Raw genomic sequence first — 15237 nt, forward strand, 5'->3', positions numbered from 1 at the left:
GGGGCGTTTCGGTGATCTTAGTGGTTAGCAGCTCCCGCTGTATGTATCGGTCCACTATGTGAAATATTCCGCCGCTCCGTCACGATCAAGGGGCCCTACCACCGGTTCCTCGCGTGTGGCGCCGGGCACTGCAATTGGAACATCCGCCGCATGCCGTCAGACTGAAGGGATGCAAACCTTCCTTCCGTATCCCGATTTCCGGCAGAGCGCCGCAGCACTGGACACCGCCAGGCTTGGCAAGCAGCGTGTCGAGGCGCTGCAGACCCTCCGGGCTCTGGTGATTCCCGAGTACGGCTGGCTGGACCACCCCGCCGTCCGCATGTGGATGGGCCACGTTCCGGCGCTCACCATGTACGGCCTGGCGATGGTGGACGAATGGACCAACCGCGGCCATGCAGACAACACGCGCGCCAACATCACCGAGTTCGCGCCCCAGGCCGCGCACCCGGACTACGCGGCCAAGATCCCGCTGCCGGAGTGGCTCGGAAACCCTGATTTCCACCTGAGCCACCGCGCGAAGCTGCTCCGCAAGGAACCAAAGTTCTACAAGGCTGTGTTCCCGGACGCCGATCTGGACCTGGACTTCATTTGGCCGGAGCCCAAGCACGAGTTCTATCCGGCAGAACCCGAGGGCGACATCCTCTGGATCCTCCGCGACCCGCACGCCGAGATCGATCCCCAGACGCTGGATACCGTGGCACTGCCGCCGATCCGCCGCGGCGGCGCTGTTGCGCCCTCCGCCGCTGAGGACGGCTACTCCCCCGTTTATGTCGACGACGGCTCCCGCCGCCCGTCCAAGCAGCCGCGCAAGCTGCCGCCCAAGCAGCTCGTGAAGAAGCCGACCCGGAAGCGCCAGGCGCAGGAGGAAGCGTTCGCCACCCTCCCCGGCAAGACGACTGTCGCGGTTTCGTTTGAGGACGGCAGCAAGTTCGCCGTTGGGCAGGTGCTGGGCCGTCCTATCACGCTCGCCGACGGCCGCTTCGGCCGCACCTTCAGCGTCACCGAGGTGATCGACCGGTCCGCGTTCGATTACCCGGCCCTCCTGCAGGACCCCCGGGTGTTCTTCCCGGTTCCCGCTCCCTGAGTCCGTGACCATCCTCCTGGCCGGCTGCGGCGATCTTGGCACCGAAGCGGGCCTGCGCTTCGCCGCGGCAGGTCATCGGGTGGTGGGCTGGCGTCGTTCGCCCGAAAAACTGCCCTCTGCGATCGAAGGCGTGGCGGCCGACCTTGGCTCTGCGGATCTGCCCGCTGTCCCGGCGGACACGGCCGCCGTCGTCGTGGCCGTTGCGGCTGACTCACCCACGGAAGCGGCCTACCGTGCCGCCTATGTGGACGGGCTGGCGCACGTTCTGGACGCCTTGAAACGCGACGGCGTGACGCCGCGCCGGGTGCTCTTTGTGTCCTCCACCGCTGTCTACGGCGACGCTGCCGGTGGCTGGGTTGATGAGAGTACGACGGCGGCACCTGGCGGTTTCTCCGGACGTGTCCTCCTCGAGGCGGAGGAACTCCTGGTGTCGCGGTTGCGCGGCACTGGTACTTCGCCCGTTGTGCTGCGGCTGGGCGGGATTTACGGTCCGGGCCGGACCCGGTTGATTGATCAGGTCCGTAACGGGACTGCCGTGATTCCCGACGAGCAGCGCTTTACCAACCGGATCCACCGGGACGACGCCGCTGCGGCGATAGTGCATTTGGCCACCATGGAAGCTATGCCTGCGCCGGTATATGTCGGCGTGGACAACTCTCCCGCTGAACTTGGGGACGTACTGCGGTTCCTGGCTTTGGAAATAGGGTATCCGGAACCGCCCGTCGGACCCGCCGGCGAGGCCCGCGGCGGCAACAAACGCTGCAGGAATACGCTGCTCCGCGGAACCGGGCTTGAGTTCACCTACCCGACGTTCCGGGAAGGTTACCGGGCAGTTCTGGCGCGCACCGCAGTCCGCCACCCCTAAGCCAGCCGCCTATCTGCCCACCATGGCGAGCCAACACCTGAGGCCGGGCGCGAGCGTACACTTGCGGCCCCTGCGGCGCCGGCCGCTGTCTGGGTGTTTGGGCGTCCTTCGGGGTGACCCACATAGGCAGCTAAGCTCACGGTCCTGGTCGGTCCCTCGCGGGAAGACGATGATGCTGCGCGTTTTCGGCGCGATCGCATCCAGCGTGGCCGGTTGACCCGTCAAAAAAGCGCAGGCACCGGACCTGTCAGTGTGCGGCTGGCTCGCGGCCGGGCAGGACCACCAGCGCATCGCCTACCGGCCGCTCGGCGGCCCCCGCATTGGACGGCGTATTCACCACTGCGCCGTTGACCACCATGGTGGTGGATCCGCCGCCGTCCAGATTGATCGCTTCAGTCAGCCCCAGGGACTTTGCCACCTGTGCGGACTCCTGGAGGCTGAGTCCCAGGGAACCGGTCTGCCGCCCGTCCACCGTCACCAGGACCAACCGCCCGGCAGCGTCCGTTCCGGCAATCGTTCTCGGGTTGCGTTTGTGCGCCCAGCCGTAAAACATCCCCGGGTTCCTGTCGTGCACCATGCCGTCGCGCCGCGCTGTCACTCCGATCTTGCCGTCCTCAATCAACGCGGGCCCACCGTTGAGCACGTGCGAGCCCGGACCTGCCTCGAATTCTTTCCCGTCCGCGGCAACCAGCTCTGACGTCAGCCCCAGGTGCGCCCCGGGCTTTGCCAGTTCCAGGAGCCTTTGGACGTCGGTCCCGATCGCTTGGATGCTGGCACCCCCGGCAGGAACGGAGGCGCCGCGGCTGCGGTTTACCGCGGTCACTGTGCCGGTGGCGTCCAGCACGACCTCCAGTCCTGGCCCCGCCGGTGTGGTTGCACCGAATTCCGGAGAAAATGAAACGATCTCGTCTGCGTCTGTGCACGTGACGTCGTGCAGCGGCTCACTGGTCACCACGTCATCCGGCGTCCCGCCGCAGTTGCGGATAAGCCCCGGCACGCGGTTGATACCGTCCAAGGGAAGGACGCTGCCGCCGTCGGACACCGTACCCTCCCAGCTGAGGCGTTCGACGCCGGCCCTCGCCTTTTTGCCGTCGACTACCAATGCCGGCCGGTCACCTACTGCCTCGCTCAGCATCTGCCCGGAGTAGACTCCGACCCCGGCAGGGTCGCCTTCCGCGCCGGCGGCAGGATCGAAAACAAAGAAGCCTCCGTTGACGGCGGCAACGGCTCCGGCGTCCGCCGCGAGCTGGCTGGTGGTCTCCCGCCGCTCAAGGTCGGGCCCGAACGTCGCAGCGATTTCGCCATCGAACTCCTTCGGGTCGATGGTCAGAACCTGAAGGTTCCACGGGCCCCGCGACTGGTCGGCACTGGCCGGATCCCCGTCCCAGCCGACGTACCAGGCCGACGCGGCGTAGCCGGCTGCCTTGACGCCGGCAATGGTGGCAGCAGCGTCCTCACGGCTGGCGAATTCCCCGACTCGAACCCGGAAGCCAAGCTCGCCGCCAGCATCGGCCAGCTGAGGCGAGACGACCCGTTCCACGCGCGCAGTGAAGCCCGCGGCGACCAACTCTGCAGCCACCCGTCGGGCAGTGGGCTCGCTGGACAAGGCGGAAGCGGAAACTTTGGGGTCCGACGACGGAATGGTGACCTCCGCCGTCCAGAACAGGGCGGTGGTTGCTGTTCCCCGCGAAATTGACGTCCTGGTCACGCCAGGCGCAACAGTGCTCACCGTGCGGCTTTCCGGCAGGTCCGGAGCGCCGAGGTCGAGTTTGGTTGCAGGCGCCACCTCCCCGAAGACCGGGATTGGCCCGGCCCCGCCGGTTGCCGCGCCGGCGACCGGCGGAGCCATCAGCGTCAAAGCAACCAACGCGCCCGCTGCCGTCAGCGACCCGCTTTTCTTCCGCGTAGACCCTGGAATCGTTGATTTCATACGGACTAACGTAGCGGCGCCGCAGGCCGGGCGCGGCCAAACTCCGGCCTGTTTCCACAGAGTTGGCGAGCTGTTCATCCACCGTCAGACAGCAACGCTCCGGCCACCGTAGCGGTGGCCGGAGCGTCCTGGTTCGCTCCCGGGTGTCAGCTCACCCGAACAGGGCGGCCACTCGGGTGAGGGTCTGGAACACGCCGTAGGCCAGCGGGATACCTACGATCGACCAGCCGACTGCAAGCTGTACTGAACTCATCTCAGGCCTCCATTGCGGGTACTTCGGACCGGACGCTGTCCGGGCGGGGTTCGTGGAACCGGGCGTCCACTGGTTTGATCATCAGGTTGGCCACGAAGCCGATCACGAGCAACCCGACCATGGTCAGAAGAGCAGGCTGGTACGAGGCCGCTGTGAGCTGGCCCGGCTTCCCCTGGGCGTCCAGGAAAGCATTCACGATCAGCGGCCCGGCAATGCCCGCAGCAGACCACGCAGTCAGGAGCCTGCCGTGGATGGCACCCACCTGGAACGTCCCGAACAGATCCCGCAGGTAGGCGGGCACGGTGGCGAAACCGCCGCCGTAGAAAGAGATGATCACGAAGGCAAGGATCACGTACAGGGCCGTGGTGGCCGAGCCGGCCAGTGCCAGCACGGTGTAAAGAACGGCGCCAACGCCGAGGTACACCATGTAGATACGCTTGCGGCCCGTGACATCGGACGTAGCTGACCAGGCGAACCTGCCCGCCATGTTGCCGATGGACAGCAGTCCCACAAAGCCGCTGGCGACGGCGGCACTCACCAGGGAGACGCCGTCGGACTGGCGGAAGAAGTCCTGGATCATCGGTGCTGCCTGCTCCAGGATGCCGATGCCCGCGGTCACGTTGCAGAACAGGGCGATCCAGACCAGCCAGAACTGCTTGGTCTTCACCGCATTCGCCGCCGAAACGTGCTCCGTGGTGACCAGCTTTGCCGCCTTGACCTTGGCAGGGTCGAAACCCGCGGGCGTCCAGCCATGGGCCGGAACCTTGATGGTGAAGGCACCAAAGAGCATGTAGGCGAGATAGACGACGCCGAGCGACAGGAAGAGCTTTCCGACGGCGTCGCCGCTGGCCACCCAGTCCTTCGCTCCGGAAGCGGGGTCGTACATTTTGAGCAGGGCGCTTGAGACCGGGCTGGCGATGAGCGCCCCGCCGCCGAAGCCCATGATGGCCATGCCGGTGGCCAGGCCCGGCCGGTCCGGGAACCATTTGATGAGCGTTGACACCGGCGAAATGTAGCCGATGCCGAGCCCGATGCCGCCAATGAAGCCGTAGCCCAGGTAGACGAGCCACAACTGGCCGCTGAAGATCCCCAATGATCCGACCAGGAAGCCGCTGGCCCAGAAGACAGCCGAGGTAAACATCGCCTTCCGGGGGCCGTGCTTGTCCACCCAGGTCCCCATGATCGCAGCGGACAGTCCCAGCATCACGATGGCGATGGAGAAGATCACCCCGATCTCGGTCAGGCTGGCATCAAAATGCTTGACCAGCGCTGTCTTGTACACGCTGGTTGCGTAGGCCTGCCCGATGCACAGGTGTACGGCCAGCGCCGCCGGCGGGATTAGCCAGCGGTTGAACCCCGGTGGGGCAATAGTGTGTTCACGATCCAGCCAGCCCATATTTTCTCCTCAATGTCCGCGGCAACGTCGGCCCGGTCCTCCGCAAATTATGGTGCACGTCACACCAGCATCACCACGCTTTGCGCCCAACGGTGGGATTGCCGCGGTAAGCGGTTCCAGCGCGGCACACCGGGCGCGCCACCATACCGCCCATTTCGTTTTCACCCCCATTACCGGCGAGTATGAAGCCATGAAACGTGGAGCTCCTGTCGATGACATCAACGAAGATGACCTGCTGGTCGGCAAACCCAAGAAGTCGGCCGCCGGGCTGAAGGCGGTCGAAGTTGCCCTTGAGCGCGGCTTCGCCCAGGCCGGCGTCACCCGGACCGTCCAGTCCCTGCTGCGGCTGAACCAGCGGAACGGAACGGACTGCCCCGGCTGCGCATGGCCGGAATCCCAGGGACTGCGGAAGCCCGCCGAATTCTGCGAAAACGGCGCTAAGGCCATCGCGGAGGAAAACACGCTCCGGACGGTCACCCCGGAGTTCTGGGCGGAACACTCCATCGCGGAGCTCTCGACCAAGACCGAATACTGGCTCGGCAACCAGGGCCGCATCACCCATCCCATGGTGGTCCGGAGCGGGGAAACCCACTACTCCCCCATCGCCTGGCAGGAAGCCTTCGACCTCATCGGCGAGCACGTCCGGGCCAGCACCCCGGAGCGCACGGTCTTTTACACGTCCGGCCGGACCGCCAACGAGACGGCGTTCATGTACCAGCTGTTCGCCCGCTCCATCGGCACCAACAACCTGCCGGACTGCTCCAACATGTGCCACGAATCCTCCGGCACCGCCCTGAACCCGACCATCGGCATCGGCAAGGGCACCGTTTCCCTCGAGGACATCCACGAGGCCGAGCTGATCTTCGTCGTCGGGCAAAACCCCGGCACCAACCACCCCCGCATGCTGTCCGCCCTGGCTGACTGCAAGAGCAACGGAGGCAAGATCGTTGCCGTGAACCCGCTGCCGGAAGCGGGACTGTTCAACTTCAAGGACCCGCAGTCGGTCTCCGGAGTCATCGGCAACGGGTCATCGCTTGCCGATGAGTTCCTGCAGATCAAGGTAGGCGGAGACCTTGCGCTGTTCCAGGCCCTGGGCCATCTTTTGCTTGAGGAGGAGGAACGCGTTCCCGGATCGGTGGTGGACCGCGCATTCATCGACGCAAATACAGCCGGGTTCGAGGCTTACCGTGCCGCCCGGCAGTGCATCGACTGGGAAGAGACCGAGAAGGCCACCGGACTTTCCCGCCTGCAGATCTCCACAGTGGCGCAGATGCTGGTTAATTCCAAAGCCACCATCATCTGCTGGGCGCTGGGTCTGACGCAGCAGCCGCATTCGGTGAACACCCTCAAGGAAATCATCAACCTGCTGCTGGTGCAGGGCAACTTCGGCAAGCCCGGCGCCGGCGCCTGCCCGGTCCGCGGCCACTCCAACGTTCAGGGCGACCGCACCATGGGAATCTGGGAGAAGCCCAAGGAATGGCTGCTCGCCGCCCTCGACCAGGAGTTCGGTATCACTTCCCCGCGGGGCCACGGCGTCGACTCAGTGGAAACCGTTGAGGCGTTCGAACGCGACGACGTCGATGTGTTCGTGTCCATGGGCGGAAACTTTGCGCTGGCCTGCTCGGACACCGAGATGCTGGAGGCTGCCATGCAGCGCGTCGGGCTGACTGTCCACATCTCCACCAAGCCCAACCGTTCGCATGTGGTTCATGGCCGGACGTCACTGATCCTGCCCACCTTGGGGCGGACAGACACCGATGACAAGCACCCGGGCGGCCGCCAGATCCTTTCCGTGGAGGATTCGATGTCCTGCGTCCACTCCACGCAGGGACGCCTGAAGCCGGTCTCAGACCACCTGCTCGCGGAACCCGTCATCGTGGCGCGCATGGCCCTGGCCACCCTGGGCGACGACCACGCCGTGGACTGGAAGGCGATGGCCGATGACTACGACGTTGTCCGCGACCACATTTCCCGTGTCCTGCCCGGCTTCGAGGACTTCAACAAGCGGCTCAGGACCAGGAACGGCTTCATCCTGCCCAACCCGCCCCGGGATACGCGGAGCTTCGCGACGGACATCGGCCAGGCGCGCTTCACGGTCAGCCCGCTGGAGTACCTGACCCCGCCCGAGGGGCACCTGATCCTGCAGACCATCCGCAGCCATGACCAGTACAACACCACCTTCTACGGGCTGGATGACCGTTACCGGGGCATCTCCAACGGCCGCCGGGTCATCCTGATCAACAAGGACGACGCTGCCGAGCTCGGTTTCCAGGACCGCGAACTGGTGGACGTCATCAGCACGTTCCAGGGCGAGGAGCGCCGCGCCGACAAGTTCCGGCTGGTGCACTACCCCACCCCGCGCGGGTGCGCCGCGGCCTACTTCCCGGAGGCAAACGCCCTCGTGCACCGCGGGCTCGTGGCTCGGGAGTCCAACACGCCCGGCTACAAAGCGATGACGGTCCGCTTCCTTCCGCATGAGGAGCACGCCAAGCAGCTGAGCTGACCGGGCTCCGCGCTGGAGGTTGGGGACTGGGGCGGCCGGCGGTAGCGCCGGCGGCCGCTCCGCCTGGCAGAACGGACCCGGAATCGCTAGGTGGCAACGCCCGCCTGACGCAGGGCTTCGGCCAGCGCGGTGTTCGGCGGGCTCGCCGTGGCTGCTGTTGGTGCCGACGCGACTTTGCGCCCGCTGGCCTCCGGGCGTGGCCCCCGGCTGGCCGAGCGTGCCGCAGCGTCATCGGCCGCTCGTGCCGGACGGCCTCCGGGCGCGGGCTGCCGCCCACCCGAAGGCGACGGCTCGTCGTCGAGCCTTAGCGTGAGCGAAATCCGTTTCCGCTCCGGATCGGCTTCCAGAACCTTCACGCGGACAACCTGCCCGGACTTCACCACCTCGCGGGGATCGGAGACAAAGCGGTTGGCCAGCGCCGACACATGAACCAGGCCGTCCTGGTGCACTCCCACGTCCACAAATGCGCCGAACGCGGCCACATTGGTGACGGTCCCCTCAAGCACCATGCCGGGCTTGAGGTCGGAGATCTTCTCGATGCCTTCGGAGAAGGTCGCCGCGGCAAAAGCGGGTCGGGGATCGCGGCCTGGTTTGTCCAACTCCGCCAGGATGTCCTGGACCGTGGGCAAACCAAACGTGCCGTCGACGAAAGCGCGTGGATCAAGTGACGACGCCGGCGCCGAGCCCGCGGCCACCAGGATTTTCCGGGCAATCGGATACGCCTCGGGGTGCACGCTCGATGCGTCCAGCGGCTCTGCTCCGCCGGTGATTCGCAGGAAGCCGGCGCACTGCTCAAACGCCTTCGCACCCAGGCGGGGCACCTTCTTGAGCTCGCTGCGCTTGGCAAACGGCCCGTGTTCGTTTCGGTACGCCACAATGTTTTCGCTCAGCAAAGGTCCGACGCCGGCCACCCGGCTCAGCAGCGCGGGCGAAGCAGTGTTCACGTCAACGCCAACCGCGTTCACGCAGTCCTCGACCACAGCATCCAGGCTGCGTTCCAGCTTCGATGCCGTGACGTCGTGCTGGTACTGCCCCACGCCGATGGACTTGGGATCGATCTTCACGAGTTCGGCCAGCGGATCCTGAAGCCGCCGCGCAATGGATACGGCACCGCGCAGGGAAACATCCATGCCCGGCAGCTCCGCCGAGGCCAGCGCCGAAGCGGAGTACACCGACGCCCCGGCCTCGGAAACCACCAGTTTCTGCGGTTTCGTCTCCGCGGCCGGCAGCAGCTTGATCAGTTCCGCGGCAAGCTTGTCCGTCTCCCGGGACGCGGTTCCGTTGCCGATGGCCACCAGCTCCACGTTGTGCTTCCGGGCCAGCCGCACCAAGGTGGCGAGGGCCTCGTCCCACTTCCGGGCAGGAGCGTGCGGGTACACGGTGTCGGTGGCAACCACCTTGCCAGTCCCATCCACAACGGCAACTTTCACGCCGGTCCGCAGCCCCGGGTCCAGCCCAAGAGTGGCGCGGTTTCCGGCGGGTGCGGCCAGGAGGACGTCGCGAAGGTTGGCGGCGAACACCCGGACAGCCTCGTCTTCTGCGTCTGTGAACAGCCGTCCGCGGAGGTCGGCGGTCAGCCGGGCCAGCACACGCGAGCGCCAGGCAATCTGCGCGGTCTGGATCAGCCACGAATCGGCGGGACGGCCGCGGTCGGCGACCCCGAGGCACTTGGCCACAGCGGATTCGTAACGGGAACGCGCGGCGGCCAGGGCGTCGTCGTCGTTCGGATCCGCCTCGGCGAGATCCAGCTCCAGGACGCCGTCCTTCTCACCGCGCAACAGCGCAAGCACGCGGTGCGAGGGCATCCCGGTGGGCGCCTGGGCGAACTCAAAGTAATCGGCGAACTTCTGGCCGTCGGACTCCTTGCCCTTCTTCACCCGCGACACCATCCGCCCCTGCGTCCACAGCCGCTCGCGCAGGGTTGCGGCGAGGTCCGGATCCTGCGCAACCCTCTCGACGAGGATGGAACGGGCGCCGGCGAGCGCGGCGGCCGCGTCATCAATGGAGTGTTCGGCGTTCAGGTACCTGGCAGCCTCGCGTTCCGGGTCCAGGTCGGGCCGCTTCAGCAGCGCATCGGCGAGCGGCTCCAACCCGGCTTCACGGGCGATCTGGGCCTTGGTGCGGCGCTTGGACTTGAACGGAAGGTAGATGTCCTCCAGCCGGGACTTGGTGTCCGCGGCGAGGATCGCTGCCTGCAGCTCGGGGGTCAGCTGCCCCTGCGCGGCAATCGCTTCGAGGATAGTACGACGGCGGTCCTCAAGTTCGCGGAGGTAGCGCAGGCGCTCGTCGAGCTCGCGCAGCTGCGTGTCATCCAGCGTCCCGGTGGCTTCCTTGCGGTACCGGGCGATGAACGGAACGGTGGACCCGCCGTCGAGCAGGTCCACTGCAGCCTTGACCTGCCAGGTCTTCACGCCAAGCTCGGCGGCGATCTGGGCGTGGATGGCGCTGTCCGGAGTTGGGGCAGACATGGGGGCGGACGGGACGTGCGCGAGTTGGGTCACCTGAACATTTTGCCCTACGGGCCTGGTGGTCTCCAGCGGCGCCCGGCCGGGCAACCGGCCGGGGTATTCCGCTCCGGGCCGTGAAGTGCTGTAGTTGATATGCCGTCACAGGCAATCACTTCGAGGAAGAGGGCCACCATGCGTGAACTGCTCATCGTCTTTCAGGAAGGATTCGACGAGGCCAACATCACCGTCATGGTCAACGGCAAGGAGGTCCGCCGCGACATGGGCGTGTCCACCAACCCGCTGCTGGGAGAAGCCTACGAAACGTCCGTGGAGCTGCCCGCGAAAGGGGCGCAGGTGGGAGTGGAAGTCACCAACCGCGGCCTGAAAGCCATTACCAAAGTCAGCGGAAAGCCCAAAAGCCTGCTCGTGTCCATCGAGGACGACAAGCTGGTGATGCGCGAAGGAACGGGCCGGGAAGCATACCTTTAGCTATTTCCCTAGCGATAATCCATTCACTGGAGTATTCTTATGTCTACCGCTCAGCGCTTGTGAACCTGGGCGGGCCAACGTTGAAAGATGAGCCAAAACAGCCGTCGGATGGCTATTTGGCGCGCGCTGCCGGGACAGCACACCGAGCAGCCAACGACGGCGGCACCCAAGCCGGGTGCCGCCGTCGTCGTTTAATCTCTGGCCGAGGCCAGCAGTGACCGCTAAGCCGAATACGCGGGGTAGTCCGTGTAGCCTACGGAGCCGTCTGCATAAAACGTGGACGGGTCCGGTTCGTTCAGCGGAAGGCTTTCCTTCCAGCGACGTGCGAGGTCCGGGTTGGCAATGGCGGGGCGCCCCACCACCACCGCATCTGCATGGCCGTCGGCCACCAAGGCGGTTGCTTCCTCCCGAGTGGTCATGGTGCCGAAGCCGGAGTTCACCAAAAACGTGCCGTTGAAGCGCGCCCGGAGATTCTGGACCAGCTCACTCGTGGGCTCGTGGTGCAGGATGCTGACGTAGGCGAGGTTGAGCGGGGCAATGCTGTCCACCAGCACCTCGTAGGTGGCGCGGACATCGGCCGCATCCGTTTCGGCGATGCCCTGGACGCTGTGCTCCGGCGAGATGCGGATGCCCACGCGGCTCGAACCCACCGCAGCCACCGCGGCGTTGACAGTTTCGATCACAAAACGGGCCCGGTTCTCCGGCGAGCCGCCGTAGCTGTCGTCGCGGACATTGGAGTTCGGGGCAAGGAATTCGTGGAGAAGGTAGCCGTTGGCCGAGTGCAGCTCCACGCCGTCGAATCCCGCTTCAATGGCGTTAATCGAACCGGTGACGATTTCCTGCATCACGACGGGCAGCTCACCGATGGTCAGCGCGTGCGGGACGGGATACGGCTGCTTGCCGGACGGGGTGCGGACCTCGCCCTCGATGGCGACGGCGCTCGGACCCACGATGGTATGGCCGCCGGTGATGTCCGCATGGGAAACCCGTCCGCCGTGCATGATCTGGGCGAAGATCCGGCCGCCTTCAGCGTGCACCGCGTCGGTGACCTTCTTCCAGGCGGCAATCTGCTCCGCGGTGAAGAGACCGGGCTGACCCGGATATGAGCGTCCGGCGGGGCTCGGGTAGATGCCTTCGCTGACGATGAGTCCCAAGGATGCCCGCTGCCGGTAGTGCTCCACAACCACGGGACCCGGAACACCGTCCTCGCCTGAGCGGAGACGGGTCAGCGGTGCCATTACCAGGCGGTTGGGCAGTTCAAGCTCGCCAAGAGTCAAGGGGGAAAACAGCATGCGCAGTTCCTTTCGAGGTGAATTGGTACTGCTGTGCCCAACTGCGCGGCGCGTGCAAGTATTCCGATGGAGGCGGGGATCACTCTTTGCGGGTGGCTTCGGCTTGGCTCCAGGCGTTGCCTGCCGCCCTATAGGCGTCGTCTGATGCTTCCTACCGGGATGATGCCACGCCGGGGCAACCTTGTCCCTGCGGGTTCTGGTTGCAGTCGTCGGCGTAGTTCCGGGTGATGGACCGCCAGACGCTGATGGACTGCGGCGGTGCGCTGAACTGGCCCTGGCCCGGTATGGGCAGCGGCGGTCCGTTGTTCACGGAATACGTGCCTTGGAAGGACGTCGTGAGGACGACTTGGAAGTCACCGGTGTCCGCGTAGACGTGGCTTGTTCGGGTCTTCTCACCCCAGCGATCCTGTGGCAGCGGCCCACCCATGGAAGGCTGCGGACCGAAGACGGTTCCGTCGCCGTAATTCCAGGTGTACTGAACCGGCGTGGCGACCACGTGCACCTGCTGTCCGAGCATCGTCACGTCAAACTGTTGCTCGGAAGCGTCGGCATAGAAGTTCGTCTCGGCCCCGCGGAGCGTGTTGGGGCTGGGCTGCGCGACGACGGCTCCGGCATTGATAGGCAGGCTCTCGAACTGCTGCTGGATCTGGGCGGCTATTTGCTCCAGGACATCGACGGGCTTTTCGTCATAAATGCAGGTCGGTCCCGCGAAGAAGCCCCAAATACGGGGAGTGAACTCTGCAAGCGACCTGTACCAGTTGACGCTCCTCCCATCCTCACCTGCTGCGCACGCGATTTCCGGTCCGGCGCAATTTGAACCATCCAGAGTTGGATCCGTCCTGCAAACATGCTTGTACATGTACACGTAAGGATCGTCGCCTACCCCCATAGGCGTTTCGGTCCACGCTCCTGAGCCCGGATGCTGATACCAGCCGCCAACGTTGGCTCCTGCCCCTCCCCAGTCACCTTTGACATCAGTCTCCGCGCGGGCCGGGGAAACAGTCGGAACGTTTAGCAGTATTACTAAAAGCATCAAGAACCCGAATCGGGCAATTGTTTTCATTATTCATTGACCAGGTGCTCAACAGTTTTGGCAGTCCAAACACCATTCTCATATCCGGCGATCATGATGTCGCCGATGGCAGGCTTGCTCTGCGTCATCTCGTCCAAGGACTTGTCGGCGCGGTAGTAGGAAAGGGGTTCCTGCCTCACCTGAATCAAGACTTGATATTCACCTGGCGCAACCTCCAGGAACTTCGTTTGCGCCCCCTCAACGACCATGCGCCCGCCTGCGATCCATTGGCCACCTGAGTGCCAGCCCTCGACGACTTCTTTCACTCGGCCGCAGCTAACGCATGTTGGGCCTGAAATACTCTCGAGGGGCTTCATGTCGCCAGTCTCGTAGGCGTAAGTCAGAGTGGCATACCAGTGTCGGGCGAACGCCTCGAGCCCCTCCTTCGTCTCCGTCTTCGCAACCTCCGGCAACACCGGCACCGGTACGTTCTGAGCACGGCCGCTAGCCGAAGCGGGCACATAAGCAGGAGTCGGCGTCGGGGTTGGCGTTGCGCTTGGGCTTGCCGTCGAAGTCGGAGACGCGGACGAGGTGCCCCCAGGGTCGCCGCCCGAGTTGCAACCGGTCATCAGCAAAACAGAAGCGGCAACAGCAGCAACAAGGTGCAAGCGCCAACGCCGCGAAGTAGTGGAAGTGATGTGCGATGTCATGGGCAGCTAATCCCCCGATAGTTTCAAGACGCTTCGCTCCGAACAATGATCTTAAGGGTAGCCCAGGAGACATTTGAGCGATGAAAGTTATCCACAGCCACCCGCCATCGGTTCTACCACCGCCAGGGACCAATAAAAAGTCACACGAACAATCGCCTTTCCATCCCCTTGGGTACGGAATTCCCAGGCATACCCTCTAGAATTCTTCTACCGAACGTAGAAGAATAGGCGGCATGATGTTTACTCACGCAGATGGCAACCCCGTTCTGGAGCTCGACGACGAGCAGTCCTGGAAACTGCTAGAAGCTACCAAGCACGGCCGGCTGGTGGTTTCCGTTGCCGGCGAACCGGATATTTTTCCAGTCAACTACCTCGTCTCGGACCGGAAAATCTACCTTCGCACCGCGCCGGGCAACAAGCTGGCGCAGCTCACCATCAATTCCAGGGTGCTGCTTGAAACGGACGGCATCCTCTCGGAGGAGGCCTGGTCCGTGGTGCTGCGGGGAACGGCGCGCGTCCTCACCAACTCAGCCGAGCTCGCCGTGGTCGAAGCGCTCGGCCTGAAGTCTTGGGTGCCGACGCTGAAGGATTTCTATGTGGAGATCGTGCCTACGTCCGTCAGCGGCCGCCATTTCGAGCTGGGCGACCAGCCGGAGCGCGAAATCTAGGAGCCCGTAGGCTGGAATCATGGCGGACAGGCTCACTCCCGAGCGGCGCAGCTGGAACATGTCCCGCATCAGGGGCAAGAACACCAAGCCGGAACTGCTGGTGCGCCGCCTCCTCCATGCCAAAGGCTACCGCTACCGCTTGCACGGCACCGCCGGCAAAAGCCGTCTGCCCGGCCGCCCGGACCTGGTATTCGCCGGCCGGCGAAAGGTCATCTTCATCAACGGCTGCTTTTGGCACTTCCACGACTGCCGCGTAGGCCAGCACGCGCCCAAGGCGAATGCCGCCTTTTGGGAGGCCAAGCGCACGCGCACCAAAGACCGCGACGCCGACCAGCGCCAACAGTTATGGGCCGCCGGCTGGGAGGTGCTCACCGTGTGGGAGTGCGAGTTGAAGGACGGCTCTGCCCTCGAAGCCCACCTGGTGGAGTTCCTCGGCGCCAGCAAATAGCCCGGCAAGCCGGCGGCAGGCAAGAAACGCCAGCCGGAACTTGAGCCAAACTTGAGCCTTTGCCGCCTCCCGAATTGATCGGCGCCCGCAAAGATGAACTCCTATGAAAAACCCGCAGTCTCCTCAGGAATCCCGCAGTC

General features: G+C 64.9%; 13 protein-coding genes. 6 read left to right on the forward strand and 7 right to left on the reverse strand.

Annotated features, from left to right (window positions below; translation table 11 throughout):
* Positions 1 to 169 precede the first annotated feature (169 nt).
* Entirely contained in the window at positions 170 to 1084 is a 915-nt protein-coding gene (locus NG697_RS01400; protein WP_252599372.1) for an MSMEG_6728 family protein, read from the forward strand.
* A 4-nt stretch (positions 1085 to 1088) separates the two neighbouring features.
* Complete coding sequence (locus NG697_RS01405) at positions 1089 to 1949, forward strand: SDR family oxidoreductase (protein ID WP_252599374.1); 861 nt, start codon at positions 1089 to 1091, stop codon at positions 1947 to 1949.
* A 247-nt stretch (positions 1950 to 2196) separates the two neighbouring features.
* Here the strand turns inward: NG697_RS01405 and NG697_RS01410 are convergent, their stop codons facing one another.
* The 3 genes from NG697_RS01410 to NG697_RS01415 form a co-directional block, all read right to left on the reverse strand.
* The gene (locus NG697_RS01410) at positions 2197 to 3879 is read right to left on the reverse strand and encodes a phosphodiester glycosidase family protein (protein ID WP_252599376.1); all 1683 of its coding nucleotides are present in this window, start codon (positions 3877 to 3879) and stop codon (positions 2197 to 2199) included.
* Positions 3880 to 4030: 151 nt separating this feature from the next.
* Positions 4031 to 4132 (reverse strand): MFS transporter small subunit, encoded by a 102-nt coding sequence (locus NG697_RS21490; RefSeq protein ID WP_445260433.1) that lies wholly within the window; start codon positions 4130 to 4132, stop codon positions 4031 to 4033.
* A 1-nt stretch (position 4133) separates the two neighbouring features.
* A complete protein-coding gene (locus NG697_RS01415; RefSeq protein WP_252599377.1) occupies positions 4134 to 5528 on the reverse strand; it encodes an OFA family MFS transporter in 1395 nt (464 codons plus the stop codon).
* Positions 5529 to 5718: 190 nt separating this feature from the next.
* Here NG697_RS01415 and NG697_RS01420 point away from each other — a divergent pair, with 190 nt between their 5' ends.
* Positions 5719 to 8031 (forward strand): FdhF/YdeP family oxidoreductase, encoded by a 2313-nt coding sequence (locus NG697_RS01420; protein ID WP_252599379.1) that lies wholly within the window; start codon positions 5719 to 5721, stop codon positions 8029 to 8031.
* A gap of 86 nt (positions 8032 to 8117) precedes the next feature.
* On the opposite strand, the gene NG697_RS01425 is transcribed toward NG697_RS01420, so the two are convergent.
* Positions 8118 to 10499: a Tex family protein gene (locus NG697_RS01425; RefSeq protein ID WP_252599432.1), complete on the reverse strand. Its 2382-nt coding sequence runs from the start codon at positions 10497 to 10499 to the stop codon at positions 8118 to 8120.
* A 171-nt stretch (positions 10500 to 10670) separates the two neighbouring features.
* On the opposite strand from NG697_RS01425, the gene NG697_RS01430 reads away from it, so the two are divergent.
* Positions 10671 to 10967 (forward strand): hypothetical protein, encoded by a 297-nt coding sequence (locus NG697_RS01430; protein WP_056346782.1) that lies wholly within the window; start codon positions 10671 to 10673, stop codon positions 10965 to 10967.
* Between the two features lie 221 nt (positions 10968 to 11188).
* Here the strand turns inward: NG697_RS01430 and NG697_RS01435 are convergent, their stop codons facing one another.
* The 3 genes from NG697_RS01435 to NG697_RS01445 all read right to left on the reverse strand — a co-directional run bounded on the left by NG697_RS01435 (position 11189) and on the right by NG697_RS01445 (position 13981).
* Positions 11189 to 12259: an alkene reductase gene (locus tag NG697_RS01435; protein ID WP_252599381.1), complete on the reverse strand. Its 1071-nt coding sequence runs from the start codon at positions 12257 to 12259 to the stop codon at positions 11189 to 11191.
* 151 nt (positions 12260 to 12410) lie between these two features.
* Complete coding sequence (locus NG697_RS01440; protein ID WP_252613403.1) at positions 12411 to 13118, reverse strand: PKD domain-containing protein; 708 nt, start codon at positions 13116 to 13118, stop codon at positions 12411 to 12413.
* A 203-nt stretch (positions 13119 to 13321) separates the two neighbouring features.
* The gene (locus NG697_RS01445; protein WP_308293067.1) at positions 13322 to 13981 is read right to left on the reverse strand and encodes a DUF6318 family protein; all 660 of its coding nucleotides are present in this window, start codon (positions 13979 to 13981) and stop codon (positions 13322 to 13324) included.
* Positions 13982 to 14214: 233 nt separating this feature from the next.
* Here NG697_RS01445 and NG697_RS01450 point away from each other — a divergent pair, with 233 nt between their 5' ends.
* Positions 14215 to 14649: a pyridoxamine 5'-phosphate oxidase family protein gene (locus NG697_RS01450; protein ID WP_252599383.1), complete on the forward strand. Its 435-nt coding sequence runs from the start codon at positions 14215 to 14217 to the stop codon at positions 14647 to 14649.
* 19 nt (positions 14650 to 14668) lie between these two features.
* Positions 14669 to 15097: a very short patch repair endonuclease gene (locus NG697_RS01455; RefSeq protein ID WP_252599384.1), complete on the forward strand. Its 429-nt coding sequence runs from the start codon at positions 14669 to 14671 to the stop codon at positions 15095 to 15097.
* Positions 15098 to 15237 lie beyond the last annotated feature (140 nt).

The sequence above is a fragment of the Pseudarthrobacter raffinosi genome (genome assembly GCF_023913835.1).
GTDB classification, from domain to species: domain Bacteria; phylum Actinomycetota; class Actinomycetes; order Actinomycetales; family Micrococcaceae; genus Arthrobacter; species Arthrobacter raffinosi.